The 24,644-nt window shown below is 61.1% G+C and carries 19 protein-coding genes and 1 pseudogene; 5 read left to right on the plus strand and 15 right to left on the minus strand.

The genetic code is table 11. From position 1 onward, the window contains the following. Positions 1-752: pseudogene (locus tag B3797_RS06785) on the minus strand (Rpn family recombination-promoting nuclease/putative transposase); the annotation flags it as partial. A gap of 282 nt (positions 753-1,034) precedes the next feature. On the opposite strand from B3797_RS06785, the gene B3797_RS06790 reads away from it, so the two are divergent. Next, entirely contained in the window at positions 1,035-1,949 is a 915-nt protein-coding gene (locus B3797_RS06790; RefSeq protein WP_311784013.1) for a bestrophin family protein, read from the plus strand. Here B3797_RS06790 and B3797_RS06795 read toward each other — a convergent pair whose 3' ends face one another. The 4 genes from B3797_RS06795 to B3797_RS06810 form a co-directional block, all read right to left on the minus strand. Beyond that, entirely contained in the window at positions 1,950-2,846 is an 897-nt protein-coding gene (locus B3797_RS06795; RefSeq protein WP_311784012.1) for an alpha/beta hydrolase, read from the minus strand. It lies immediately after the preceding gene. Positions 2,847-3,013: 167 nt separating this feature from the next. Beyond that, on the minus strand, positions 3,014-3,364 hold the full coding sequence (locus B3797_RS06800; RefSeq protein WP_311784011.1) for a hypothetical protein: 351 nt from the start codon (positions 3,362-3,364) through the stop codon (positions 3,014-3,016). A gap of 28 nt (positions 3,365-3,392) precedes the next feature. Next, positions 3,393-4,742, minus strand: coding sequence for a cation:proton antiporter (locus B3797_RS06805; protein ID WP_311784010.1), 1,350 nt, complete (start codon positions 4,740-4,742; stop codon positions 3,393-3,395). Positions 4,743-4,801: 59 nt separating this feature from the next. Beyond that, a complete protein-coding gene (locus B3797_RS06810) occupies positions 4,802-6,010 on the minus strand; it encodes an MFS transporter (RefSeq protein ID WP_311790704.1) in 1,209 nt (402 codons plus the stop codon). A 95-nt stretch (positions 6,011-6,105) separates the two neighbouring features. On the opposite strand from B3797_RS06810, the gene B3797_RS06815 reads away from it, so the two are divergent. Continuing rightward, positions 6,106-7,047, plus strand: coding sequence for a LysR family transcriptional regulator (locus B3797_RS06815; RefSeq protein ID WP_311784008.1), 942 nt, complete (start codon positions 6,106-6,108; stop codon positions 7,045-7,047). Between the two features lie 23 nt (positions 7,048-7,070). On the opposite strand, the gene B3797_RS06820 is transcribed toward B3797_RS06815, so the two are convergent. Genes B3797_RS06820 through kdpF form a run of 6 tightly spaced genes read right to left on the minus strand, consistent with a single transcriptional unit; the run spans position 7,071 to position 14,703 of the window. Then, complete coding sequence (locus B3797_RS06820) at positions 7,071-7,574, minus strand: TIGR00645 family protein (protein WP_311784007.1); 504 nt, start codon at positions 7,572-7,574, stop codon at positions 7,071-7,073. A gap of 54 nt (positions 7,575-7,628) precedes the next feature. Then, on the minus strand, positions 7,629-10,301 hold the full coding sequence (gene kdpD / locus B3797_RS06825) for a two-component system sensor histidine kinase KdpD (protein WP_311790705.1): 2,673 nt from the start codon (positions 10,299-10,301) through the stop codon (positions 7,629-7,631). Between the two features lie 8 nt (positions 10,302-10,309). After that, positions 10,310-10,873 carry a potassium-transporting ATPase subunit KdpC gene (gene kdpC, locus B3797_RS06830; protein WP_311790706.1) on the minus strand — a complete coding sequence of 188 codons (564 nt, stop codon included), beginning with the start codon at positions 10,871-10,873 and terminating at the stop codon, positions 10,310-10,312. 10 nt (positions 10,874-10,883) lie between these two features. Then, positions 10,884-12,929, minus strand: coding sequence for a potassium-transporting ATPase subunit KdpB (gene kdpB / locus B3797_RS06835; RefSeq protein ID WP_311790707.1), 2,046 nt, complete (start codon positions 12,927-12,929; stop codon positions 10,884-10,886). After that, positions 12,926-14,614, minus strand: coding sequence for a potassium-transporting ATPase subunit KdpA (kdpA, locus tag B3797_RS06840; protein ID WP_311790708.1), 1,689 nt, complete (start codon positions 14,612-14,614; stop codon positions 12,926-12,928). The genes kdpB and kdpA overlap by 4 nt, the downstream gene beginning before the upstream one ends. Continuing rightward, positions 14,614-14,703 (minus strand): K(+)-transporting ATPase subunit F, encoded by a 90-nt coding sequence (gene kdpF / locus B3797_RS06845; protein ID WP_033753373.1) that lies wholly within the window; start codon positions 14,701-14,703, stop codon positions 14,614-14,616. The genes kdpA and kdpF overlap by 1 nt, the downstream gene beginning before the upstream one ends. A gap of 239 nt (positions 14,704-14,942) precedes the next feature. Between kdpF and B3797_RS06850 the strand changes: the two genes are divergently transcribed. Further along, positions 14,943-16,040 (plus strand): ABC transporter substrate-binding protein, encoded by a 1,098-nt coding sequence (locus B3797_RS06850; protein WP_311790709.1) that lies wholly within the window; start codon positions 14,943-14,945, stop codon positions 16,038-16,040. After that, the gene (locus B3797_RS06855; RefSeq protein ID WP_311790710.1) at positions 16,037-18,127 is read left to right on the plus strand and encodes a TonB-dependent siderophore receptor; all 2,091 of its coding nucleotides are present in this window, start codon (positions 16,037-16,039) and stop codon (positions 18,125-18,127) included. The genes B3797_RS06850 and B3797_RS06855 overlap by 4 nt, the downstream gene beginning before the upstream one ends. On the opposite strand, the gene B3797_RS06860 is transcribed toward B3797_RS06855, so the two are convergent. The 3 genes from B3797_RS06860 to B3797_RS06870 form a co-directional block, all read right to left on the minus strand. Then, entirely contained in the window at positions 18,124-19,287 is a 1,164-nt protein-coding gene (locus B3797_RS06860; RefSeq protein ID WP_311790711.1) for an HD-GYP domain-containing protein, read from the minus strand. The genes B3797_RS06855 and B3797_RS06860 overlap by 4 nt on opposite strands. A 110-nt stretch (positions 19,288-19,397) precedes the next feature. Beyond that, positions 19,398-20,792 (minus strand): MFS transporter, encoded by a 1,395-nt coding sequence (locus B3797_RS06865; RefSeq protein WP_311790712.1) that lies wholly within the window; start codon positions 20,790-20,792, stop codon positions 19,398-19,400. 324 nt (positions 20,793-21,116) lie between these two features. Beyond that, positions 21,117-21,614 (minus strand): GNAT family N-acetyltransferase, encoded by a 498-nt coding sequence (locus B3797_RS06870; protein ID WP_311783998.1) that lies wholly within the window; start codon positions 21,612-21,614, stop codon positions 21,117-21,119. 63 nt (positions 21,615-21,677) lie between these two features. Between B3797_RS06870 and B3797_RS06875 the strand changes: the two genes are divergently transcribed. Next, positions 21,678-23,510: an ABC transporter ATP-binding protein gene (locus tag B3797_RS06875; RefSeq protein ID WP_311790713.1), complete on the plus strand. Its 1,833-nt coding sequence runs from the start codon at positions 21,678-21,680 to the stop codon at positions 23,508-23,510. On the opposite strand, the gene B3797_RS06880 is transcribed toward B3797_RS06875, so the two are convergent. Further along, positions 23,507-24,631, minus strand: a complete 1,125-nt coding sequence (locus B3797_RS06880; RefSeq protein ID WP_311783996.1) for a GNAT family N-acetyltransferase — start codon at positions 24,629-24,631, stop codon at positions 23,507-23,509. The genes B3797_RS06875 and B3797_RS06880 overlap by 4 nt on opposite strands. Between the last annotated feature and the right edge of the window lie 13 nt (positions 24,632-24,644).

Below are 24,644 nucleotides of genomic sequence, written 5' to 3' on the forward strand. Positions count from 1 at the left end.
TGTTCTGCAATAGTCATCAGTGCGTCCCCTTGTTGCGGCATTCGCTGTGCCAGTTCGCGAACAAAAGCGCTGGCGTCTGACGTTTCGCCTGCCTGAACAATATAGTGTACCAGCGATATTATTTGCGATGAAGAGAGCCAGCCCGCCAGCATAATGGACGCAACCCTGTCCATCACCTCCATCAAATCGCGCTGGCGAATATGTTTTTGCAGCAGCGTGAGCGCGGCCATACGACGATGCTCAGCTATCTCTTCATCTGGGATAACAGTGACGTCCACCAGCGGAAACGGGTTACCGTAGAGTCTTTCGGCCAGGGCCGAGTCGCTGAACCCATCCAGCCAGCAGGACGAGTATGGATAGGGGCTGCGTTTACCAGCGTAAAAAAGCACGGGTATCACCAGCGGCAACTTTTTATGTCCGGCATCCAGGTGACGCTGCATGGCGGCTACTGCATAACGCAGCAGCCGGAACGCCATATGCTTATCTGGCGTCGACTGATGCTCGATAAGCACATGCACATAGCCGTCGTCGCCGCTTTTGGTTTTCAGGCTGTAAAGTACATCGCTGAAGTACTGGCGCAGATCATCTTCAACAAACGAGCCTGACACGAGCTTTAGCGTATTGAGATCGCAAATGGCGCGTAATTCTGATGGAAGATGAATTTCCATAAAGTCGCGAGCGACCTCCGGCTGGCTGAGAAACTGTCGGAAAGTCGCATCATGCGGAGTCGGCGTGCTGTTTTTCTTTTCCATTTTTTCTGACTCTGGAAAAACATCCGCCGAGCCTATCACAGCTGAAAAAACAGTCATTAGCGATACCGTTAAGCGCGCCAGATCCAATACTGAGTTACAGGTCTCTTTGCGTGATCCGTCACGCTGGGACTCAGGCAGCACCTGCCGCTGAGTTCATTGAGGTAGGTTCGATCGGCCTCGAATCCGGGAAAAGGCTAACGGAAAAAGCACGCGAAAACTCGCGTTCAATCTTCTGTCGGCGTAGGCTTAAAACACAAAAATAAACTTCACATCGCATTCAATATGATTGTTCGTCCTTATCAGCACTGGTTCCGTCGGCTGCTGGGCTGGCACGGTTCGGTGTTGCCGAAAATCGCTTTCCGCCTGTCGTTAAACCTGGTGATGTCGATTATCGCCATCGTCTGCTTTCAATGGTACGAATCCCTCGGCGTCCATCTCACTACCGCGCCCTTCAGCCTGCTCGGCGTGGCGCTGGCAATCTTTCTTGGCTTTCGCAACAACGCCAGCTATGCGCGTTTTACCGAAGCGCGCACGCTCTGGGGAAGCATGCTGATTACCCATCGCTCGCTGCTGCGTCAGGTAAAGAGCGTGCCGCTGGAGGCGGAGAAGGCGCATGAGTTTGCGGCGCTGCAGATGGCGTTCAGCTACAGCATGAAGCATCAGCTACGCAACAGCGATCCGCGTGAAGATTTGATGCGTTTGCTGCCGTTACGCTGGCGCGAGGAAGTGATAAACAGCCCGATGCCCGCCAGCCGCGCGCTGCTGTGCATGGGAAAATGGCTGGGCGAACAGCGTCAGCAGGGCAAGGTGTCCGATATTCTCTGGCAGAGCATGGATGAGAACCTTAACCATCTGTCGCTGGTGCTGGGCGGATGCGAGCGCATCGCCTCAACGCCGATCCCCTTTGCCTACTCGCTGATCCTGCACCGCACCGTCTCGCTGTTTTGCACGCTATTGCCGTTTGCGCTGGTGAGCGATCTTCACGGCATGACGCCGCTGGTCTCAATGTTTATCTCCTACACCTTTCTGGCGCTGGAGTCAGTGTCGGAAGAGCTGGAGGATCCCTTCGGCGTCGAGGCCAATGATTTGCCGCTTAACGCGCTGTGCATCGGCATTGAGCGTAGCCTGCGGGAAATGAACGACGACTTCCCGCTGCCGCCAGTGCTGCAACCTGACAACCGTCGGGTGCTGACCTGATTAGCTGAGGCGGTCGAGCCAGCGCGCGTAGGCCTGATCCCACAGCGCGGCAGGCGTACCGGCTGTGCCGAGGCCGAAACCGTGGCCGCCGCGGCTGATCTCTATCAGCTCAACCGGCACGCGGTTGCGCCGACAGGTATCGCGCATCAGCTCGGTATTATAGGGGTTAGAGATGTGGTCATCCTCCGCCTGCGCCAGGAAGGTAGGCGGGTAGTTGCGGGTTACGTAGTTCTGTACTGACCAGTTCGCCTCTTCTGCCGGCGTCGCGTTGTTACCCACCAGAATGCGGTGCGTGGTGGTATGGGTATAGGGCGCTTCCAGCGTAATCACCGGATAAATTAAGCCGACGCTGTCAGCTTTCGGCACCACATTATCCAGCTCATCCTGAATCTCGTAAGAGCGGAAATCTGGCCGCGCCGCCGCCATGCCGAGCAGATGCCCGCCGGCGGAAAAGCCCAGCAGATGCACTTTGCGCTCAAACGAACGTACCAGACGAATGGCGCGCTGCGCATCCTGTAGCGGCGCAAGGTGTCCCGCCTGCCACTTCTCTTCCGGCAGCCGATAGCTCAGTACATAGGCGGTATAACCGTTGCTGTTGAGCCAGCGCGCCACCGGCCAGGCCTCACGCCCCATGCCGATAAATTTATAGCCGCCGCCTGCCGCAATCAGCACAGCTTCTCCGTTGGGGTTTTCCGGCTTGAATCGCTGAATCGCCGGGCTGACGATATTGGACCAGGAGCCATGTTTGTTCACGCGCAGCGGCCCGGACGGCCCGCCGCCGCCCGGCGGCTCGTCAGGCCACAGCGGAATGACTTCATCGCGGGCAAAAAGTTTGCCTGCGGTCATAGAAAGGAGAAGGGCCCCAGACCCCAAAAGAAAATGTCGACGCGTGATCATGATGCCCGTTAAGTCAATGCCAGTACGCTGATTCAGACGCGCCTGCCTGTGGCGGCGCTGTTATTATGTGACCTGTATCAATTGCTGGCGATTATGTACGCAATCTGGGGAAAAATGCCACAAAAAAACGCGCCCTGATGGCGCGTTTATGCAGAGCAGAAAAAAGCTTAATCTTCCTGCTGGAACTGCGTCATAACCGTCTGCTCGCACTGCTGTTCATCGGCGCGAAGTTTACCCCGCTCCTCCTCTCCCAGTTGCAGCCAGGCATTCGCCACCTCGTTTGCGATATCTTCGTCGAACGACGGCTGATTCATTGCGCTGGAGGATTTACTCATCGCCGTATAGCTTTTCATTTTCTGCACGTAGGAATCCGCGGTGCCGACCTGAGTTTCCCCGCTGACGATATGACACAGCTTGCTGGCATAAACATTTTCCTGCGGGATGTTGGTGCCATCGTCAGCGGCCATCGCAGCCGATGAAGTCAGCATCCCCAGTAAAATTAATAACGACTTTTTCATATCCACTCCTGTTTTAACCTGTGACGGTCTACTCTTCGTTCTGCCGGGCGGAAAGGCGCGCCGAGCGCCAGTTCAGCAGCGGCGTCACCGTCACGCCATGAATTACGATGCTGCACACCACCAGTGTCAGCGCCATATCAACCATTGTTTCCGCCTGCTGGCCCGCCATGCCGTGTACCCAGGCGAAGGCGATGTAGTTAATACTGCCGATGCCGCGAATGCCCAGCCAGCCTATCAGCAGACGTCGCACCGCCGGGATGCCGCAGCGCAGCGTCGTCAGCCACACCGCCAGCGGTCGCACCACGATAAATAATGCCAGTCCCAACAGAACGCCGTCGAGGTTCCAGTGGTGGGCCAGCGTCACGCCCAGCACCACCATCATCGCCGCCGCCAGCAAACGCTCAATCGTATCACCAAATGAGAGCGCATCGCTGACCACCAGCCCGACCGATTTCACCATATTGCCGCTTTCGCCCGCATGCTCCAGACGGTTGTTGGGATTGACCAGCGCCTCGGCGGGCAGCACCCGCTGCTCTTCGCTCAGCTCTTCCGGGGGAAAACTTTTGAAAACGCGCAGCTCGGCGCGGCGCAGTCCGACGCCTGCGGCGAAAGTCGCCAGAAAGCCGGACGCGCCCAGCGTTTCCGCCGCCGCATAGCTGAGCGCGATCAGCGCCAGCGCGAGGAAGTCGCTGGGCGCCACATCGCCGTGTGCGTTGCGCAGCCTTGTCGCCAGCACGCCGACAAGGCGGCCGAACAGAAAGCCCAGCCCCAGGCCGCCGCCGATGCCCCAGATCACCTCGACGGCGGTCCAGTGTCCAAAGCTGCTCCAGGTGAGACTTTCGCCGTTAAACAGCAGCAGCGCCAGAATTAGCAGCGGCAGCGCCGAACCATCGTTCATGCCCGCTTCGCTGGAAAGCGCCACGCGCAGCGCGTCATCGTCGCGCGCGTCGTTGACAGAGATGAGGCTTGCCAGCACCGGATCGGTCGGCGCGACGATAGCGCCGAACGCCAGCGCCAGCGGCCAGTCGAAGCCTGCCAGCCAGTGAACCAGCAGCGTCATGCCGCCGACCGTCAGCAGCATCGCCGGAAAGGCGAGCCGCATGCCGAGCCGCCAGCTGTGCGCACGTAGCGGCAGGCGCAGCTTGAGTCCGGTAATAAACAGCGAGGCCGCCATAGTGATTTCGGTAATATGCGCGGCCGCTTCCGAATGTTTCAGAATATCAATCTGTACGACGTCGAATACCCAGGGTCCGCAGAGGATCCCGGCTAACAGATAGAGCCCAAACGAGGTTACTGGCCCGCGGTGGATCCACCCCGAAGCCAGCGACATTAATAACAGAAGGCAGCCGGTTGCCGCCATCCAGGCGAGAAAGTTCATAACGCTCCGTTTTCCCTGAAGATTACGTATAATCCTGGCACAAGAGCGCGAAAGCGGGATCAGTTCTTCAGATGACGGCTCGCCAGGCGAAGCGCAAGACTTGCGGCACCGGCCAGCGTGGCAAGGGTTACAACGCCGTTCCAGCCCCAGCGCGCCAGCGCCAGGCTGCCCAGCGCGGCGCCGGTCGCCATACCAATAAACACCACGGTAAACAGCAGCGCGTTAAGGCGGCTACGCGCTTCCGGCGCCAGGCTGTAGACCAGCGTCTGATGCGCCACCAGGGTCGCCTGCACCCCAAGGTCGAAGCCGATAGTGCTGAGCACGATCAATGCCAGCTGGGCGGGCAGCGGCAGCGCGGGCAGCAGAAACATCAGCGCAAAGGAAACCGTTACCAGCCCGGCACCAACAATGGTGACGCGCGCCGGACCGATACGGTCGGCGATGCTGCCCGCCAGCGGCGCAGCCATCGCGCCCGCTGCGCCCGCCAGGCCGAAGGCACCCGCTACCGCGCTGTCGAGATGAAAGCGGTCGCTGAGCATCAGCGCCAGCGTCGACCAGAAGGCGCTAAAGCCTACCGACAGCAGACCCTGCGCCAGCGCCGCCCGGCGCAGCGTCTGATGATGCTGCCAGAGATGCGCCAGCGACAGCAGCAGTCGTGGATAACTCACTGAAGTGCCTGGCGTAAAACGCGGCAGCACGCGCCACAGCGCAAGGCTGATAAAGAGCACCAGCGCCGCAGCGAGCCAGTACATGGCGCGCCAGCCGAAATACTCCGCTACCACGCCGCTGACCACGCGCGACAGCAGAATGCCAACCAGCAGACCGGTCATCACCGTACCGACCGTTTTGCCCCGGCTGCGCTCGGGTGCCAGCGCGGCGGAGGCCGGAACGATATCCTGCGCGACCGTCGCCGTCAGGCCGGTGGCGAAGCTGGCAATCAGCAGCGCGTTCAGTCCGCCGGAAAAGCCGCACAGCAACAGCGCCGCCACCAGCAGCAGACCTTTTATCAGAATGATGACGCGGCGATCGTGACGGTCGCCCAGCGGCGCCAGCAGCAGAATGCCCAGCGCATAGCCCATCTGCGTCAGCATCGGCACCATGCCGACCGCGCCGACGCCGACGCTAAACTGTTTGCCGATGATATCCAGCATCGGCTGGCTGTAGTAAATCGAGGCGACGCTCAGCCCTGCGCCTGCGGCGAGGGTAAAGACCAGCGGGCCGGGCAATCTTTCAGTCGGGGTGGCCGCAATGCTGTTAATGGCTGACATAGTTTCTTTCTCCACAGGTATATGGCGCTTAGTAAAGCGGATTGCCGCCATACGTTGTAGACTGATAAAAAACAAAACTGTTATGCGTGATACGTATGAGCAACTTATCCAGCCCCGATCGTATTGAACTGATGCAAACCTTTATCCGCATCGTCGAGAGCGGCAGCCTGTCGGCAGCGGCGGCGCAGCTTAACACCACTCAGCCCACCATCAGCCGCCGACTCCAGGCGCTGGAGCAGCGGCTTGGGCTAAAGCTGATTATGCGCACCACCCACGCGCTGAAGCTGACCGACGACGGCGAGCGCTGTTATGCCCATGCGCGCCAGCTGCTGGCGACCTGGCACGCGCTGGAAGATGATCTGACCCACGCCAACGACGAGCCGGTCGGCACGCTGCGGGTGCGCGCGCCGCACGCCTTTGGTCAGGATCAGCTGGTCGCCCCGCTGGTGGACTATCTGATGCGCTATCCGCGCCTGAACGTGGAATGGATGCTAAACGATCGCACGCCGGACTTTATCGCCGAGAATATCGACTGCGCGATTCAGGTCGGCGCGCTGAGCGATCCCGCTATCGTGGCGATTTTGCTGGCGGAAGTGCCGCGCATCGTCGTCGCCTCGCCCGCTCTGCTGGCGCAGCACGCGCCGGTCGACGCCGTGGAGCAGCTGGCGGATTTACCCTGGCTGGCACTGACCAGCTTTTACCGTAACGAAATTGCGTTACAGCGGATTGACGACGGCCAGCCGGTTAATATGGCGATTGCGCCGCGACTCAGCAGCGACAGCCTCTACGCGGTGCGCAAAGCGGCGCTGATGGGCATGGGCGCGGCGATTATGTCGTCATGGGTGGTACAGGAGGATTTAGCGCGCGGCGAGCTGGTTCAGCTTACGCCGCAGTGGCAGGCGCCGCCCTTGCCGGTCTGGCTGACCTACCCCTGGGCAAGCTACTACCCGGCGCGACTGCAGAAGTTCTTCGAGATGGTGCGGGAAGTGATGCCGCAGCTGACCGGCACGCGGCCAGCAGGGACATTTCAGCGCTAAGAGGCGGAGCCGCCTCCTGGCAGTTATGAATACTTTTTATCGCTCTTCGACATCGTATCCAGCCAGCCCATCACAAAGGCCGACAGCACAAAGGTCAGATGGATAATCACATACCACATCAGCTTGTCGTTGGGCACGTTGCGCGCTTCCATAAACACGCGCAGCAGGTGGATAGAGGAGATGGCAACGATAGAGGCCGCGACCTTGTTCTTCAGCGAGCCGGAATCCATTTTGCCAAGCCAGCTCAGCTTCTCTGTATTTTCGTCGATGTCGAGTTTAGAGATAAAGTTCTCATAGCCCGAGAGCATCACCATCACCAGCAGACCGCCTACCAGCGTCATGTCTACCAGCGACAGCAGTAGCAGGATCAGATCGTTTTCCGCGATACTGAGAATATTGGGCAGCAGGTGAAGAATTTCTTCGAAAAACTTAATCGTCAGCGCCAGCAAACCCAGCGAAAGTCCAATGTAAACCGGAGCCAGCAACCAGCGCGACGCATACATCAGGTTTTCGGTAAAACGTTCCATAATTTCCCACAGGTGATCAGACAGGTGGGGCAGTATAACCCATCCTCTGTGAAGTTATTTCAGCGCCTCTTCAGAAATTTCAGGCGCGGGCGGCAGCGGCAAGGAGAGGCGGAACGCTACGCCACCCTCGATGCGATTCTCTGCCCAGATGCGCCCGCCGTGGCTCTCGACAATGGTTTTGCAGATCGCCAGTCCCAGCCCGACGCCTGGCACTGACGACTCCTTATCGCCGCGGGCAAACTTGTCGAAAATACGCGTCAGGTCTTTGTCGGCGATGCCCGGCCCGTTGTCCCATACCGCAACCTCTAACCGTTCGCCGTCGCGCCAGGCGCGGATGCCGCGCTGCGCGCTGTTGCCCGCATATTTCAGGCTGTTCTCAATCAGGTTGGTCAGCACCCGCTCCAGCAGCGCGCTGTCGCCTTTAATCAGCACCAGCTCCGACGGCAGATCGAGCGTGACGCCGTGTCCTTTCAGCGAAGGTGCCATGCTGCTGAGCGCGCCGCCAATCACCTCGTCCAGCGCCAGCCACTCTTCGCGCAGGTTCAGCCCGCCCGACTGAATGCGCGCCATATCCAGCATATTGCTCACCAGCCGGATAGTGCTCAGCGTCTGCTCGCGGATCTGGTTCGCCTGCGTGACATATTTTGACTCTTCGCTGGCCAGGTCCAGCATCAGCATCTCCGCCTGGCCGAACAGTACGGTAAGCGGCGTGCGCAGATCGTGCGACAGCGCGGAGAGCAGCGCGTTGCGCAGCTGTTCGCGCTCCGCCGCCAGCCGTGACGCCGCCTCGCTCTGCGACAGCGCCATCCGCTCCAGCGCGTTGGCGATCAGCACCGTAAAGGTCTCTACCAGCCGCTGCTGCTCCGGGATCATCAGCTGACGCAGGTTTTGCGGCTCCACCACCAGCAGCCCACGGCAGTGCGCGCCGCTCTTCAGCGGCAGGATCTGGTACGGTACGGCAGGCAGCGTATCGGTGCCCGCGCCGGCGGGCTGGCCCTTGCTGTAGCTCCATCTGGCGATAGCGCGATCCGGCTCGCTGCCAGGCGTCGCCGCGCCCGTCGCGACCAGCTCACCCTGTTCGTCCGGCAGCAGCAGCAGGCTGCGCGCCTGCAGGGTGACCTCGATAACGCGCTGGCTGGTGGCAGCAATATCTTCTGACGTCAGCGCGCTGCCGAGTGATTTCGCCATCTCGTAGAGGTGGCGCGCGCGCTGTTCGCGATAGCGCGCCACGCGCGCCTGATAGCGCACGCCCGCAGTGAGATTGCCGACGATAACGCCCACCGCCAGCATGACCGCGAAGGTCACCAGATACTGCAAGTCGGAGACCGCGACCGTACCGGTCGGCGCGACGAAAAAGAGGTCGAAGGCGAGAATATTCATCACCGTGGCGATCACCGACGGCCAGCGCCCGTAGCGCAGCGCGATAATTACCACCGCCAGCAGGTAGATCATTACGCCGTTGGCGGTATCGAAGCCGGCCAGCAGCCAGCGTCCGGCGGCGGTCACCACAATGCAGAGCAGCAGCGCCATCAGCACGCCGCGCAGCGGCAGGCGCCAGCGGTCACCGGTCACGCGCGCGTCGGCTAAGGCTGGCGCCTCGCCGACAGGCTCATCGAGCGCCACCACCAGCAGATCGAGATCGGGCCCCAGCTTGCCGAGGCGCGTGGCGAAGCTGTCGCGATGCCAGCGCCGCAGCGGCCGACGACCGGTAACGATCTTGCCCAGGTTATGTTCGCGGGCGTAGCGCAATACCGCCTGCGCCTCATCGGGATCGGAGAGCGTGGCGGTCTCCGCGCCCAGCTCCTGCGCCAGCTGAAGGGTTTTCAGGATAGCGCGCCGCCGCGCTTCCGGCAGCCGGTTAAGGCGCGGCGTCTCTACATAAACCGCGTGCCATTCGCTGCCGAGCCGCGCCGCCAGCCGCGCGGCGGTGCGCACCAGTTTTTCGCTGCCGGTATCGTCGCCGATGCAGAGCAGAATGGCGTCACGCGTGTGCCAGACGCGGTCGCGTCCCTGCTGGTCGCGCCAGGCGCGCATCTGATCGTCAACGCGGTCGGCGGTGCGCCGCAGCGCCAGCTCGCGCAGGGCAAACAGGTTGCCCTTGCGAAAAAAGTTTTCGATGGCGCGCTCCGCGCGATCGCCGACATAGACTTTGCCCTCTTTCAGGCGCTGGCGCAGATCGTCCGGCGGCAGATCCACCAGCACGATCTCATCGGCGCTGTCGAAAAAGGGGTCGGGCAGGGTTTCGCGCACGCGAATGCCGGTCACGCCGCCTACCACATCGTTAAGGCTTTCCAGATGCTGCACGTTGACGGTCGTGATCACATCGATGCCTGCGTCCAGCAGCTCGTCGATATCCTGCCAGCGTTTGGGATGGCGCGACCCTTGCACGTTAGTATGCGCCAGCTCATCCATCAGGATAACGGCCGGATGACGCGCCAGCGCCGCGTCAAGGTCGAACTCGGCATGACGCGAGCGGCCGGTAGCGCGCCGCGGTAGCTCAGGAAGCCCGCGCAGCAGACTGGCGGTCTCTTCCCGGCCGTGGGTCTCTACCACGCCGATCAGCACGTCGAGCCCCTGGGCGCGCAGCCGCTGCGCCTCCTGCAGCATGGCGTAGGTTTTCCCTACGCCCGCACAGGCGCCGAAGTAAATTTTCAGCTTGCCGCGATGGCTGTCAGCCTGTTGCAACAGCAGCGCATCGGGATCGGGGCGTTCACGTTCGTCGTTCATCACGTCCTTCAGGGTTGAGTCAGCGCATCCAGCGCCAGGTTAAGCCGCAGCACGTTGACGGTAGGATCGCCGCTAAAAGCGAGCAGTGGCCGCTCCGTATTCGCGTCGATCAGCTCCTCTACCCTTTTCAGCGGCAGCTGACGCGCGGTGGCGACACGCGGCGCCTGCCAGTGCGCGGCGGCAGGCGAAATCGCCGGATCGAGCCCGCTGGCCGAAGCGGTCACCAAATCCACTGGCACCGCCTGCGGCGAGAGCGGGTTGGCGGCGCGCAGCGCGGCGACGCGTTCCGCCACCGCCTTATCCAGCGCCGGATTGCTTGCCGCCAGATTGCTGCCGCTCGACGCCAGCGGATTATAAGGCGCGTCGCCGGTCGCAGACGGACGTCCCCAGAAATAGCCAGGCCGGGTAAAGTTCTGCCCGATCAGCGCCGAACCGCGCTCTTCAATCAGCGATCCGCTGGCCTGTGCCGGAAACAGCCACTGTGCCAGGCCGGTAGTAAGCAAAGGATATCCCACGCCGGTCACCAGCGTGAGCAGCAGTAAAACTAACATTGCCGGACGTAACTGACTCATATTTTTCTCCTTATGCCAGACCCAGCAGCACTAACAGCAGGTCGATGGCTTTAATGCCGATAAAGGGCACCAGCAGCCCGCCCACGCCATAGATCAGCAGGTTGCGTCGCAGCAGCGCTGCCGCGCTCAGCGGCCGATAGCTCACCCCTTTTAGCGCCAGCGGGATCAGGAAGACGATCGCCAGCGCGTTAAAGATCACCGCAGAGAGAATGGCCGACGACGGCGAATGCAGATGCATCACGTTCAGCAAATTAAGCTGCGGATAGGTCGCCGCGAAGGCTGCCGGAATAATGGCGAAATATTTAGCGACGTCGTTGGCGATGCTGAAGGTGGTGAGCGACCCGCGCGTCATCAGCATCTGTTTGCCGATGTGCACCACTTCCAGCAGCTTGGTGGGGTTCGAGTCGAGATCCACCATGTTGCCCGCCTCTTTTGCCGCCTGGGTGCCGGAGTTCATCGCCACCGCCACGTCAGCCTGCGCCAGCGCCGGGGCGTCATTGGTGCCGTCGCCGGTCATCGCCACCAGTCGGCCTTCCGCCTGGTACTGGCGGATCAGCGCCAGTTTGGCTTCCGGCGTCGCTTCCGACAGAAAGTCATCCACGCCCGCTTCCGCTGCGATCGCCGCCGCGGTCAGCGGGTTGTCACCGGTAATCATCACGGTTTTGATACCCATCTTGCGCAGCTCGGCGAAGCGCTCTTTGATGCCGCCTTTGACAATATCTTTTAGCGCCACCACCCCCAGCACCTTCGCCCCTTCCGATACCACCAGCGGCGTGCCGCCTGCGCGTGCCACCTCTTCCACCAGCGCGTTGACCTCCGTGGGGAAACGACCGCTGTTGGCTTCGATATGACGTTTTACGGCGTCCACTGCGCCTTTGCGGATCAGGCGGTTCTGCACGTTTACGCCGCTCATACGCGTCTGCGCCGAGAAGGGAATAAAGCTCGCGCCCAGGCTGTTAAGGTCACGCTCACGCAGGTTAAATTTCTGTTTCGCCAGCACCACGATGCTGCGGCCCTCTGGCGTTTCATCCGCCAGCGAGGCGAGCTGCGCCGCATCGGCCAGCTGCTCTTCGCTGACGCCCGGCGCGGGCAGAAATTGCGTCGCCTGGCGATTGCCGAGCGTAATAGTGCCGGTCTTGTCCAGCATCAGCACGTCGACGTCGCCCGCCGCCTCCACCGCGCGGCCGCTGGTGGCGATGACGTTGGCACCCAGCATGCGGCTCATGCCCGCTACGCCGATGGCGGAGAGCAGGCCGCCAATCGTCGTCGGGATCAGGCAGACCAGCAGCGCCACCAGTACCGTGACGCTCACCGGCGAGCCGCCCCACGCCGAGAAGGGCCACAGCGTGACGGTGGCCAGCAGAAACACAATAGTCAGCGATACCAGCAGAATGGTCAGCGCGATCTCGTTGGGGGTTTTCCGCCGCTTCGCGCCCTCTACCATGGCGATCATGCGATCGAGAAAGGTCTCGCCCGGATTGACGCTGCACTGGATCACCAGCCAGTCGGAGAGGATGCGCGTGCCGCCAGTGACCGAGGCAAAGTCACCACCCGACTCGCGGATCACCGGCGCGGATTCACCGGTAATCGCGCTTTCATCCACCGAGGCGCCGCCCTCCAGCACTTCACCGTCACAGGGAATAATGTCGCCCGCCTCCGCCAGCACGATATCGCCTTTGCGCAGGCTGTCGGCGGAGACCTGCTGCCACTGCCCGCCGTGGCGCGGCTCAGCCAGTTTTTTCGCGAAGCTGGTTTTCTTGACGCCTTTCAGGCTGCTCGCCTGCGCCTTGCTGCGCCCTTCCGCCAGCGCCTCGGCGAAGTTGGCGAACAGAACGGTAAACCAGAGCCAGAGCGCGATGGCGCCGGTAAAGCTGGCGCGGCCGTCGAGCCAGCCGCCCGCCATGCCGAGCGCCAGCAGCGTAGTGAGCAGGCTGCCGAGCCAGACCACGAACATCACCGGATTGCGAAACTGTACGCGCGGATCCAGCTTTTTCAGCGCGTCGAGCAGCGCGACGCGCATCAGTGCGCCGTTCAGCGCCTGTTGTTGACGACTCATGAGTGCGTACCCTGAAGAAGTTGCAGATGCTCGGCGACTGGGCCCAGCGCCAGAGCGGGAATAAAGGTCAGCGCGCCCACCAGCAGCACCGCGCCGATCAGCAGCGCGATAAACAGCGGGCCGTGGGTCGGCAACGTGCCGTTGCCTACCGGCTGCGCCTTTTTCACCGCCATGCTGCCCGCCAGCGCCATCACCGGAATAATGATGCCGAAGCGGCCGACCAGCATGCAGAACGCCAGCAGCAGGTTCCAGAACGGCGTGTTGGCGCTCAGGCCGGCAAAGGCGCTGCCGTTGTTGTTAGCGGCGGACGAGACCGCGTAGAGCACTTCGCTGAAGCCGTGAATGCCCGGATTCGCCATTCCGGCGCGGCCCGCGTCGGTCATCATCGCCAGCGCGGTGCCGAGCAGCACCAGCGTCGGCGTCACCAGAATCGCCAGCGCGGTCATCTTCATTTCGCGCACGTCAACCTTTTTGCCGAGGTATTCCGGCGTGCGGCCAATCATCAGCCCGGCGATAAACACCGCCAGCACTACAAAGAGCAGCATGCCGTAAAGACCCGCGCCAACGCCGCCGAACACCACTTCGCCCAGCTGCATCAGCCACATCGGCACCATGCCGCCCAGCGCGGTGAAGGAGTCATGCATTGCGTTAACCGCGCCGCACGACGCAGCGGTAGTGATCACCGCAAACAGGCTGGAGTTAAGAATGCCGAAGCGCGTCTCTTTGCCCTCCATGTTAAGGGCGCTGTCCGCGCCGAGCGCCAGCAGGTGCGGGTTGCCGCGCGTTTCCGCCCACATCACCGTCACCACTGCCACCACGAACATCAGCGACATCGCCCAGAGCAGCATATGGCCCTGGCGGCGATCGCGCACCGCATAGCCAAAGGCGAAACAGAGCGCCGTCGGGATAAGAAATATCGCCAGCATCTGTACAAAGTTAGTCAGCGCGTTGGGGTTCTCGAACGGATGCGCCGAGTTGACGTTAAAGAAACCGCCGCCGTTGGTGCCCAGCATCTTGATCGCCTCCTGCGACGCCACCGGCCCCATCGCCAGCGTCTGCTTCGCCCCTTCCAGCGTGGTGATCTCGTGGTACGGCAAAAAGTTTTGAATGCTGCCCTGGCTGACGAACAGCAGCGCCATCAGCAGGCTGATCGGCAGCAGCAGATAGAGCGTAATGCGCGTCAGATCGCGCCAGGCGTTGCCGAGCTTATCGGCCGCGCGGCTGGCGAAGCCGCGGATCAGGGCGAACGCCACCGCGATGCCGGTCGCCGCTGAAACAAAGTTCTGCACCGTCAGACCGACCATCTGGCTGAAATAGCTCAGCGTGCTTTCGCCGCCGTAAGACTGCCAGTTGGTATTGGTGACGAAACTCACTGCGGTGTTAATCGCCAGATGCCAGCTCAGCGCAGGTAGCTGCTGTGGATTAAGCGGCAGCCGATCCTGCAACAGCAGGATCGCCGTCAGCAGCAGCAGGCCGAGCAGGTTAAACAGCAGAATCGCCAGCAGATATTGCGGCCAGCGCATTGCAGGCGCGTCTGCGCCCAGCAGACGCCAGAGCGGACGCTCGAATCCGGCCAGCAAAGGCTTATCGGCGATCAGCGCGGCCAGCCCGCGTCCCAGCGGCTGCGCCAGCACCATCAGCGCCAGTAAAAAAACGGCAATCAGTAAAAACGCATTGGCGGCCATCAAAACGCCTCCGCATTCAGCAAGGCATAGATCAGGTAGCCCAGTAATAAAAACACCAGCACGATGCCGGTTATCACGCCCACGCTCACAGCGACCTCCAGAGGGATCAGGGTTTCGCGTTAGCCTGCGCGTATCGGTATAAAGAAGCGGTTAAATTGCGCGGGGCGGGCGTAAAAAAGTTATAAAAATGGCGATAAAACAGGCGGATGACCGCGCATCTCTGCTGTTTTTAGTTATAAAACCCGGCGGCGCGGCGTAACGGCCACCTTAACGTTGTGAAGACGATTGATTTTCATTATCATTTCGATTTCCTTGTGAAATAATTGAGATGCGTTTTCTTTTTTCCCTGATGTTACTGCTGTGCAGCTGCGCCTCTTTCGCCAAATCGATCGTCGATATTACCGGTCAGCGCGTCACCCTCCCTGACCATCCACAGCGGGTGATTCTGGGCGAAAGCCGCATGCTCTATACCCTGGCGCTGATCGTGCCCGGCAACCCGGCGGCGCAGATCGCAGGCTGGCCTGCGGATATGGCGAAGTATGACGCCCAAAGCTGGCAGCAGTTCACCACCGCTTTTCCGGCGATAAAGGCGGTGCCGCAGCTTGGCAGCGGCGCGCTGCGCGATCTCAACCCTGAGCAGGTGCTTAAGCTCAAACCCGATCTGATTATTCTGCCGCGCCTGGCGAAAAGCGGCGCGGGAGAGGCGCATTTCCGCCAGCTGATGCAGCAGGTCAATGTGCCGGTGATCTATGTTGACCTGCGCGTCGATCTGCTCAACAACACGGTGCCAAGCCTGAAAATCCTTGGCGAGGTGTTCAACCAGCCGCAGCGTGCGCAGGCGTTTATCGATTTTTATCAGCAGCATATGGAGGCCGTTCGCGCCCGGCTGGCAAGCTATCACGGGCCGAAAACCCGCGTCATGCTACACCTGCACCTGGGCCGCCGCGACACCTGCTGCACCACGGCGGTCAACGGCAATCTCGGCCAGCTGCTCGCTTTTGCGGGCGGCGACAATATTGCGGCGGGCGCGGTAAAAGGCGTTTTCGGTGAGATCAATCCCGAACAGGTGCTGGCTCAGCCGCCGCAGGTTTATATCGCGACCGGCATGGCGGATGCGAACAACGACAAAACGTTGCAGCTCGGCCCGCAGGTAAGCGCAGACCAGGCGGCGCTCAGCCTGCAAAAGCTGCTGGCCGCGCAGCCGGTACTCAGCCAGCTTGAGGCGGTGAAAAACCATCGCGCCTGGGGCCTGTGGCACAACTTCTACCTCAGCCCGTGGCACGTCGTGGCGGTGGAGGTGTTCGCTAAGGCGCTCTATCCGCAGCTTTTTACCGACCTCGATCCGCAACGCACGCTTGAACAACTTTATCAGCGCTTCCTGCCGCTGAATTTATCAGGGACCTTCTGGAGCCAGTTACCTCAATGAAAAACGTTTCTTCCCTCCTGCTGGGCGGCGCGCTGCTTTCCAGCAGCCTGCACGCGCAGGAATCCACGCTGCTGGTGACGCAAGACGCAGCGTCGCAGGAGAGCGGCTATCAGCCGCACAGCAGCGTGACCGCCACGCGCGCGCCGGCAAAAATTCTCGACACGCCGCAGAACGTGACCGTGGTGCAGCAGCAGGTGTTGCAGGACAGCGACGCGCAGGATCTCGACGACGCGGTGAAATTTGTCAGCGGCATTACCCAGGCCAATACGCTGGGCGGCACTCAGGATGCGCTGATTAAGCGCGGCTTCGGCGATAACCGCGACGGCTCGATCCTGCGCGACGGCGTGCGTTCGATTCAGGCGCGCAACTTTACGCCCACCAGCGAGCGCGTCGAGGTGCTGAAAGGCCCCTCCTCCATGCTTTACGGCATGAACGAACCGGGCGGCCTGGTCAACGTCATCAGCAAGAAGCCGCTGCTGACGCCGCAGGTGCATCTGGAGGGACGCAACAGCAGCTTTGGCGGCGGCGGTGGTCGGCTCGACGTCACCGGCCCGCTCGGCACCAGCGGCTTCGCGGGCCGGTTTATCGTCGATCACGACGAGACGGATTACTGGCGTAACTTCGGTCGCACCCGCCAGACCACCATCGCGCCGTCGCTGATGTGGTTTGGCGAGAGCACCACTCTGCGCGTCGCCTGGGAACATATGGAGTATCTGGTGCCTTTCGATCGCGGCACAGTCATTAACCCGAAAACCGGCAGGCCGGTGGATACGCCGCGGGAAGAGCGTTTCGACGAGCATTTCAACGCCACGCGCGGCGATCAGGACACCCTGACGCTGGCCGCCGATCAAAACCTGAGCGACAGCTGGACGGCGCATCTCAACTACAGCTTTACGCGCAACACCTACAGCGACCACCAGGCGCGCGCCACCGCCTTTAATGCCGATACCGGCGTGCTGACGCGCCAGGCCGACGCCACCGGCGACGCGCAGAGCCGTTCGCAGATGGTGCAGCTGACGCTGAATGGCGATGTCGACTGGGGCCGCGTAAACCATCAGCTGATGGCGGGATTCGACTACGAAGCTGACCGCACCTTCCGCGGTGACATGCTGCGCGGCAAGAAAAACACCCGCTTTAATATCTGGCATCCGGTTTATGAGGAGATGTCGTCGACCTCGACGGTGAGCGCCGCCGACAGCGACCAGCGCGAGAATATCGACAGCCGCGGCCTCTTTTTACAGGATGCGATCCGCCTGACGCCCAACTGGCTGCTGCTGGGCGGCCTGCGCTACGACAGCTTTGACGTAATGGCAGGCAAAGGCCGCCCGTTCGTCACCCGCACCCGCAGCTCCGACAGCCGACTGGTGCCGCGCGCAGGCGTGGTTTACAACCTCAACAGCTGGTCAAGCCTCTACGCCAGCTACACCGAATCTTTTAAGCCCAACTCCTCTGTCGCCACCGAGATCGGCTCGTTGCCGCCGGAGCTGGGCAAGGCCTGGGAAGTGGGCGGCAAGATCGATCTGCCCAACGGCGTTACCGGCACGCTGGCGCTGTTTGATATTCAGAAGCGCAACGTGATGGTGGATGAACTGGTGGATGGCGAGACCGTAACGCGCACCGCTGGAAAAGTGCGTTCGCAGGGCGTCGAGCTGGATCTGGCGGGCAAGCTGACCGACTCGCTCAGCCTGGTGGGCAGCTACGCCTGGACCGACGCGCGCGTCACCGCCGATCCGCAGAATAACGGCAACGCCATGCCTAATACGGCGCGCCATACCGCCGCGCTGTTTCTGACCAACGATTTCGGCACCACCGGCCTGCTGGCGGCGGACGATCTGCGCGCAGGCGTCGGCGCGCGCTACGTCGGTCGCCGTCCCGGTGATGCAGCCAACAGTTTTTATCTGGATGATTACACGGTGGCGGACGCTTTTATCGCCTGGCAGATGCCGCTTAGCGGCTACCGCGTGAAGTGGCAGGTCAACGTCAACAACCTGTTTGATAAAACCTTTTATCCGTCGAGCGGCAATAACCTGCGCGTCGCTGTAGGCGATCCGCGCGAGATCGTGCTGCGCGCCAGCGTCGATTTTTAACTCGCCAGCGCCCAGACGCGGTTAAGATCGGCACTTCCCCACAGCAGACCCTCTTCTGCGCCGATGATGCTGTCGGTGCAGAAGCTGTCGCCGAGATCGATACGTTCCGGCTTCACTTCGCGCTGGGCGTGCAGCGACCAGAAGGCGTGCACCACCGGCTTAATCAGCGAGCGCTCGCCCGCTTTTACCACCAGCGCCACGCGCCCTGACGCCAGCCGCACCAGCGAACCCACCGGATAGATGCCGATGGCGCGCACAAAGGTGTGCAGGATCTGATTATCGAAGTGGCCGCGCCAGCTCAGCATATTGTGCATCGCTTCGGCGGGAGACCAGCCCTTACGGTAGACGCGCGTTGAGGTAAGCGCGTCATAGACGTCGCACACGGCGGCCATACGCGAGTAGAGCGAGATCTCCTCTCCTTTTAGTCGGTGCGGATAGCCGCTGCCGTCATACTTTTCATGATGATGCAGCGCGATATCCAGCAGATCGGTATCTGCGTTCGCCTCCATCAGCATCTGCGCGCCGGTAACCGGATGCTGACGCATGACTTCAAACTCGTCATCGGTGAGCTTGCCGGGTTTATTGAGGATCTCCAGCGGCACCGCCGCCTTACCGACGTCATGAAGCAACCCGCCCATGCCGACGCGCAGCACCTGTTTATTATCCAGGCCAAGCTGCTGCGCCAGGTTAATCATCAGGCCGCAGACCGCCATGGAGTGCAGCCAGGTGTAATCGTCATGGTTTTTAAGGCGCGCCACGCTCAACAGGGCGGTCGGCTCGCGCCGGATAGAGCCGGCGATTTCATCCACCAGCTCCAGCATCCCCGTCAGATTGAGACCATGACCGAGGCGTGCCTCGTTGAACATCGCCATGACCTGCGGTTTGCCCTGCTGGAAAATCTTCTGCGCCTGGTCCAGCTCCTGAAAAAAGGGCATGCGGTCGATGGCCTTTTTGGCAGGCGGCGGCGCGGCAGGCGCCTGCACTGACTTATTCAGATCGATCCAGAGCTGCTGGATCCCTTCTTTACGCAACATTTCGATCTGGCGCGGATCGGTCACCAGCATCTGATTATGGATGCGCGTATCTTTGATCCACCAGACCTCGAGCTTATGGATAAACATTCCGGGTCGCAGCTCGTCGACAGTGATTTGCTTGAGCAAGATATCTCTCCTTAGGATCACTCCTGGTAGAGAAGTATCGGCAAATGAGCAAATTTTCTTCAGTGGGGATTTAAGTGGTCGGCGCAGCGCGCGCCGACCCGGCGGGAAATTTATACTGCCTTAATGCCACGCGCCTCTTTTTGCGCCTCGCGCGTTGCCTCCCGGGTCTGCGCCTCGCCGACTCGATTGATCGGCCCCATCACGAACAGGAACAGCAGCGCGGCGACCACGCAGTGCGCGCCGACAAACACCAGCCCGATGCTGTAGCTGCCGGTCAGTCCGACGATTACGCCAAACAGCAGCGGCGTCACGAAGCCAGCAATGTTGCCGATGCCGTTAAAGATGGCGCCCGCCAGCCCCACCGCCTCTTTCGGCGCGGTATCGCTGATCACCGTCCAGGTGCCTGCGCCCGCCGCCACGCCCTTGCCGAAGAAAGCGAAGGACATAATGGCAATAATGCCGACGTTGCTCGGTATCACCGCCGCCATAATCAGCGACGCCGCCATCAGCATGCCGACAATATAGGGCGTTTTACGCGCCCAGGAGATGCTCCAGCCGCGCTTGATCAGCATGTCAGAGATGTAGCCGCCGCTGATCCCGCCAAGAAAGCCGAACAGCGCAGGCGCGATAGTGGCGAAGCCGGCATCAAGAATATTCATGCCGCGCGCCTGTACCAGATAGATAGGAAACCAGGTAATAAAGAAATAGCTGAGCGCGATGGTGCAATACTGGCCGAGGTAGGCGCACCAGAGCATACGGCTGGAGAGCAGCGTTTTGAACATCGCCCGGTTTACCGGCGGACGCGCCTGCAACGTTTGCGACGCGTCGATATCGACCAGGGCGCCGCCGTCAACGATATGACGCAGCTCGCTTTCTGATACGCCGGGATGGTGGCGCGGCTCGTGCATATAGGCTGCCCAGACAAACACCGCCAGCACGCCGATGCCGCCCAGCACGAAGAAGGGCCACTCCCAGCCGAAGCGCGATACCAGCCAGCCGGAGAGCGGCGAGAAGATCGCAACGGCGAAGTACTGCGCCGTACTGAACAGCGCCGAGGCGCGTCCGCGTTCGGCGCTGGGGAACCACATAATCACCACCCGCGCGTTGGCGGGGAAACTCGGCGCTTCAATCAGTCCCAGCGCAAAGCGTAGCGTAAACATCAATACCAGCGCGGCGGTCATCCCGCCCGCGAACTCGCCGACGAAGCCCATCGCAATGGTTGAAATCGACCAGAGCGCCAGCGTGACGCCATAGACTTTCTTCGCGCCGAAGCGATCGAGCAGCAGCCCGCCGGGGATCTGACCGATCACATAGGCCCAGCTAAACGCGGCGAGGATCAGGCCGAGCTGGATCGCTGACAGACCAAACTCATCTTTGATCGCCGATCCTGAGATCGACAGGATCGAACGGTCAGCGTAGGCCACCACGGAAAGAAACAGGATCAGGCAGAGGATCCAGATACGCACGCGGGTGGGCCGCGCGCCGGCAGAGTGCTCTCTTATCATCAGGTCTATTCCTCAAAAAGGAGCGTGCTGCTCCGGAAAAATGATCAGGAATGCTGCGTTGAACGCCCTGTTGAGGAAATATAGGTAGCAGGCGAAGGGTTGGTCATTGGGCGAATGGTGAAATCATGCGCGCTAACTGGTACTGATTTTGGCGGCCTTCACAAAGCAGCTTGCGGCACCGCACATAAGCGGGACAAAGGCTGGCTGGCGCATGGGGAATGTGCGCCAGCTCCAGGAAATCATGGCCGGCTACGCTATGAAACGCAGCGGTTCACGGTAAAAAACGCAAAGAGACGAACAATTCCTCCCGCCCTCTGCTTTTACTTACTCCCCCCGCAGCAGCGCCATCAGAATAATGTCGTGATATTCGCCATCGCGCAGGCAGGCCTTGCGGCGTACGCCCTCCTGTTCGAAGCCGATGCGCTGGTACAGCCGCCGCGCGCGCTCATTATCGTGAAATACCTCCAGCTCTACGCGCGTCACGCCCAGCCAGTTAAAGGCGTAATCAAGACCGCTGCGTATTAAACGTTCGCCGATTCCGCGCCCGCTGAAAGCGGGATCGACGCCGATGCCGAAGCTCAGGCCGTGGCGGGTACGAGGTCGGTTTTCGACAAACAGGGTCAGTTCGCCGACCATCTTTCCGTCAAGCTCGGCGACGAAACCGATATAGCCTTCGCTATCCATACGTTCGAACTTTTTCTGCCATGTCGCCACGCTGGGGAACGGCAGCTGCGTGGTCCAGCGATAGACGTCAGGATGGCTGTAAAGACGCTGAAACCCAGCGGCATCACTGGGTTCACGACCGCGAATGATCAATTCCATATCGGTAATCCCTTTTAAGTTGCACTAAGCTGTTTACTCTCCCCAGGCGCAAAGAGAGTCGTTATGTTGTATCGCCGTTTCGAACGTTTTATCAATATTTTCCAGGATGCTCCATCCGATTCGCCGCCAGGCCGCATCGGCTCCTTCTATTTGTACTATCTGCGCCAGGTGTGGCCAAGCTTTGCGGCGCTGCTGGTTGTCGGGCTGGTATCGGCGCTGATTGAAGTGGCGCTGTTTAGCTACCTGAGTCGCATTATCGACCTGGTCAACAGCGCGACGCCCGCCACGCTGTTCGCCGAGCACTGGCCCATTCTGTTGTGGATGGCGTTTGTCGCGCTAATCCTGCGTCCGGTCTTTATCGCGCTGCACGATATGCTGGTGCATCAGAGCATCAATCCGGGCATGACCAGCATGATCCAGTGGCAGCAGCATAACTACGTGCTGCGCCAGAGCCTCAATTTCTTCCACAACGACTTCGCCGGACGCATCGCCCAGCGCATCACCCAGACCGGCAACGCGCTGCGCGACTCCGCGGTGCAGCTGGTAGACGCCATCTGGCATGTGCTGATCTATGCGATAACGTCGCTGGTGCTGTTTGCGGAAGCGGACTGGCGGCTGATGATCCCGCTGGTGCTGTGGATAGCTGCCTATATCGCCTCGCTGAGCTACTTTGTGCCGCGCGTAAAGGCGCGCTCCGTGGTGGCGTCGCAGGCGCGCTCGAAGCTGATGGGCACCATCGTTGACGGCTACACCAATATCGCCACCATCAAGCTGTTTGCGCATCACGATCTGGAAAAGCGCTACGCGCGTGAAGCGTTGCAGGAGCAGACCGACAAAAATTATCGTCTGAGCCGCATGGTGACCAGCATGGACGTTACGCTCTCGTCGCTGAATGGCCTGCTGATCGTCTCGACCTCCGGCCTGGCGCTGTGGCTGTGGAGCCAGTCGCTGATCAGCGTCGGCGCCATCGCGCTGGCGACCGGTCTGGTGGTTCGTCTGGTCAATATGTCCGGCTGGATCATGTGGGTAGTCACTGGTATTTTTGAAAATATCGGTACGGTGCAGGACGGTATCAATACCATCGCCCAGCCGCTCAGCGTGCAGGACGCGCCGCAGGCGAAAAAGCTGGAGGTGACGCAGGGTCAGATCCGCTATGAGGATATTCGCTTTGACTACGGCGGCGGCCATCAGGTGATTAATCGTCTTAACCTGCATATCAAGCCCGGCGAGAAGATCGCCCTGATCGGCCCTTCCGGCGCCGGTAAGTCAACGCTGGTCAATCTGCTGCTGCGCCTCTATGACCTGAACGGCGGCCGCATCACCATCGACGATCAGAATATCGCCGAGGTGACGCAGGAGAGCCTGCGCGGCCAGATCGGCATGATTACTCAGGACACCTCGCTGCTGCACCGATCGATTCGTGACAACCTGCTCTACGGTCGCCCTGACGCCACCGAAGAGGAGCTGCAGGCGGCGATTCATCGCGCGCGCGCCGACGAGTTTATTCCGCGCCTCTCCGACGCCGAAGGGCGCACCGGACTGGATGCGCACGTTGGCGAACGCGGCGTGAAGCTTTCTGGCGGCCAGCGCCAGCGTATCGCTATCGCGCGCGTGCTGCTGAAGAATGCGCCGATTTTAATCATGGATGAGGCGACCTCCGCGCTCGACTCTGAGGTGGAAGCGGCGATTCAGGAGAGTCTGGGCGCGCTGATGGAGGGTAAAACGGTTATCGCCATCGCGCACCGCCTGTCGACCATCGCCAAAATGGATCGGCTAATCGTGCTGGATAAGGGACATATCGTCGAAATGGGCAACCACAGCGAGCTGCTGGCGCACAACGGTCTCTATGCGCGGCTGTGGCGGCACCAGACCAGCGGCTTTGTCGGTGACCATTAATCGCCGCGTCGATACGGCAAGGCGTCGCGCGCTTCATCAGCCCAGGCGCGCACGCCTTCCCGCTCTTCCTGAAGAAAATCCGCCACCGCATCGCGCAGGCCTGGATGCGTCAGATAGTGCCATGAGGTGGTGATCTGCGGTTCAAAACCGCGTACCAGCTTATGCTCGCCCTGCGCGCCGGCGTCGAAGCGCTTCAGGCCAGCCGCGATGGCGTAGTCCATGCCCTGATAGAAGCAGGTTTCGAAATGCAGGCGATCGAACTCCGCCAGGCAGCCCCAGTAGCGCCCGTATAGCGTCTCGCCATCCACCAGACAGAAAGCCATCGCCGCTGGTTGATTTTGCAGATGCGCTATCGCCACGCGAATGCTGTGCGGCATCCGCGCCGCCAGCAGGCTGAAAAAGTCACGCGTCAGATAGGGCCGCTGACCGCGCACCGCATAGGTATTGGCGTAGCAGGTGTAAATGAAGTCCCACTGATCCTCGCGCAGTTCATCGCCGCGATACCAGATAAACTCAAAGCCGCTCTGCGCCACCAGCTCGCGCTCTTTGCGCAGCTGTTTGCGCTTGCGCGACATCAGGGTATCGAGAAAGTCCTGAAAATCACGATAGCCGCGATTATGCCAGTGATACTGGCAGCCGAGCCGCATCAGCCAGTCCGGCTGCTGACGCAGCAGCGCATCGGCGCGCGCGTCGGTGAAATTGATATGGGCGCTGCTCAGTCCCTGACTGTGCAGCCTCTCCGGCAGCGCGGCGAGCAGCTGCGCGGCAGCCTGCGCTTCGCCCAGCACGCGTGCGCCGGTCACCGGGCTGAAGGGGATCGCGCCCAGCCATTTTGGATAGTAGCGAATGCCCGCGCGCTGACAGGCGTCCGCCCAGGCGTGATCGAAGACATATTCGCCCCATGAGTTGCGTTTGCGGTAGCCGGGTACGGCGGCACGCAGCGCGCCCGCTTCCCGCCACAGCAGGTGATCCGGCTGCCAGCCGCTCTCAGCGCGCACGCTGCCGCTCTCCTCCAGCGCCAGCAGAAAGGCATGACGTAAAAAGGGCTGATCGTCGGGCAGCAGCGCGTCCCATTCAGCGGCATCGACATCCGCCAGCGAAGCAAGGTGAAGCAAAGACATGCAGAACTCCAGG

Origin of the sequence: Pantoea sp. UBA5923, from assembly GCF_002431095.1 — a bacterium.
Taxonomy (GTDB): Bacteria; Pseudomonadota; Gammaproteobacteria; order Enterobacterales; family Enterobacteriaceae; genus Pantoea; species Pantoea piersonii.

What these genes read in the sequence shown, in the direction of transcription:
- B3797_RS06790 (WP_311784013.1), top strand. Translation starts at nt 1,035, where the DNA reads ATGATTGTTCGTCCTTATCAGCACTGGTTCCGTCGGCTGCTGGGCTGG.
- B3797_RS06795 (WP_311784012.1), bottom strand. Translation starts at nt 2,846, where the DNA reads ATGATCACGCGTCGACATTTTCTTTTGGGGTCTGGGGCCCTTCTCCTT.
- B3797_RS06800 (WP_311784011.1), bottom strand. Translation starts at nt 3,364, where the DNA reads ATGAAAAAGTCGTTATTAATTTTACTGGGGATGCTGACTTCATCGGCT.
- B3797_RS06805 (WP_311784010.1), bottom strand. Translation starts at nt 4,742, where the DNA reads ATGAACTTTCTCGCCTGGATGGCGGCAACCGGCTGCCTTCTGTTATTA.
- B3797_RS06810 (WP_311790704.1), bottom strand. Translation starts at nt 6,010, where the DNA reads ATGTCAGCCATTAACAGCATTGCGGCCACCCCGACTGAAAGATTGCCC.
- B3797_RS06815 (WP_311784008.1), top strand. Translation starts at nt 6,106, where the DNA reads ATGAGCAACTTATCCAGCCCCGATCGTATTGAACTGATGCAAACCTTT.
- B3797_RS06820 (WP_311784007.1), bottom strand. Translation starts at nt 7,574, where the DNA reads ATGGAACGTTTTACCGAAAACCTGATGTATGCGTCGCGCTGGTTGCTG.
- kdpD (WP_311790705.1), bottom strand. Translation starts at nt 10,301, where the DNA reads ATGAACGACGAACGTGAACGCCCCGATCCCGATGCGCTGCTGTTGCAA.
- kdpC (WP_311790706.1), bottom strand. Translation starts at nt 10,873, where the DNA reads ATGAGTCAGTTACGTCCGGCAATGTTAGTTTTACTGCTGCTCACGCTG.
- kdpB (WP_311790707.1), bottom strand. Translation starts at nt 12,929, where the DNA reads ATGAGTCGTCAACAACAGGCGCTGAACGGCGCACTGATGCGCGTCGCG.
- kdpA (WP_311790708.1), bottom strand. Translation starts at nt 14,614, where the DNA reads ATGGCCGCCAATGCGTTTTTACTGATTGCCGTTTTTTTACTGGCGCTG.
- B3797_RS06850 (WP_311790709.1), top strand. Translation starts at nt 14,943, where the DNA reads ATGCGTTTTCTTTTTTCCCTGATGTTACTGCTGTGCAGCTGCGCCTCT.
- B3797_RS06855 (WP_311790710.1), top strand. Translation starts at nt 16,037, where the DNA reads ATGAAAAACGTTTCTTCCCTCCTGCTGGGCGGCGCGCTGCTTTCCAGC.
- B3797_RS06865 (WP_311790712.1), bottom strand. Translation starts at nt 20,792, where the DNA reads ATGATAAGAGAGCACTCTGCCGGCGCGCGGCCCACCCGCGTGCGTATC.
- B3797_RS06870 (WP_311783998.1), bottom strand. Translation starts at nt 21,614, where the DNA reads ATGGAATTGATCATTCGCGGTCGTGAACCCAGTGATGCCGCTGGGTTT.
- B3797_RS06875 (WP_311790713.1), top strand. Translation starts at nt 21,678, where the DNA reads ATGTTGTATCGCCGTTTCGAACGTTTTATCAATATTTTCCAGGATGCT.
- B3797_RS06880 (WP_311783996.1), bottom strand. Translation starts at nt 24,631, where the DNA reads ATGTCTTTGCTTCACCTTGCTTCGCTGGCGGATGTCGATGCCGCTGAA.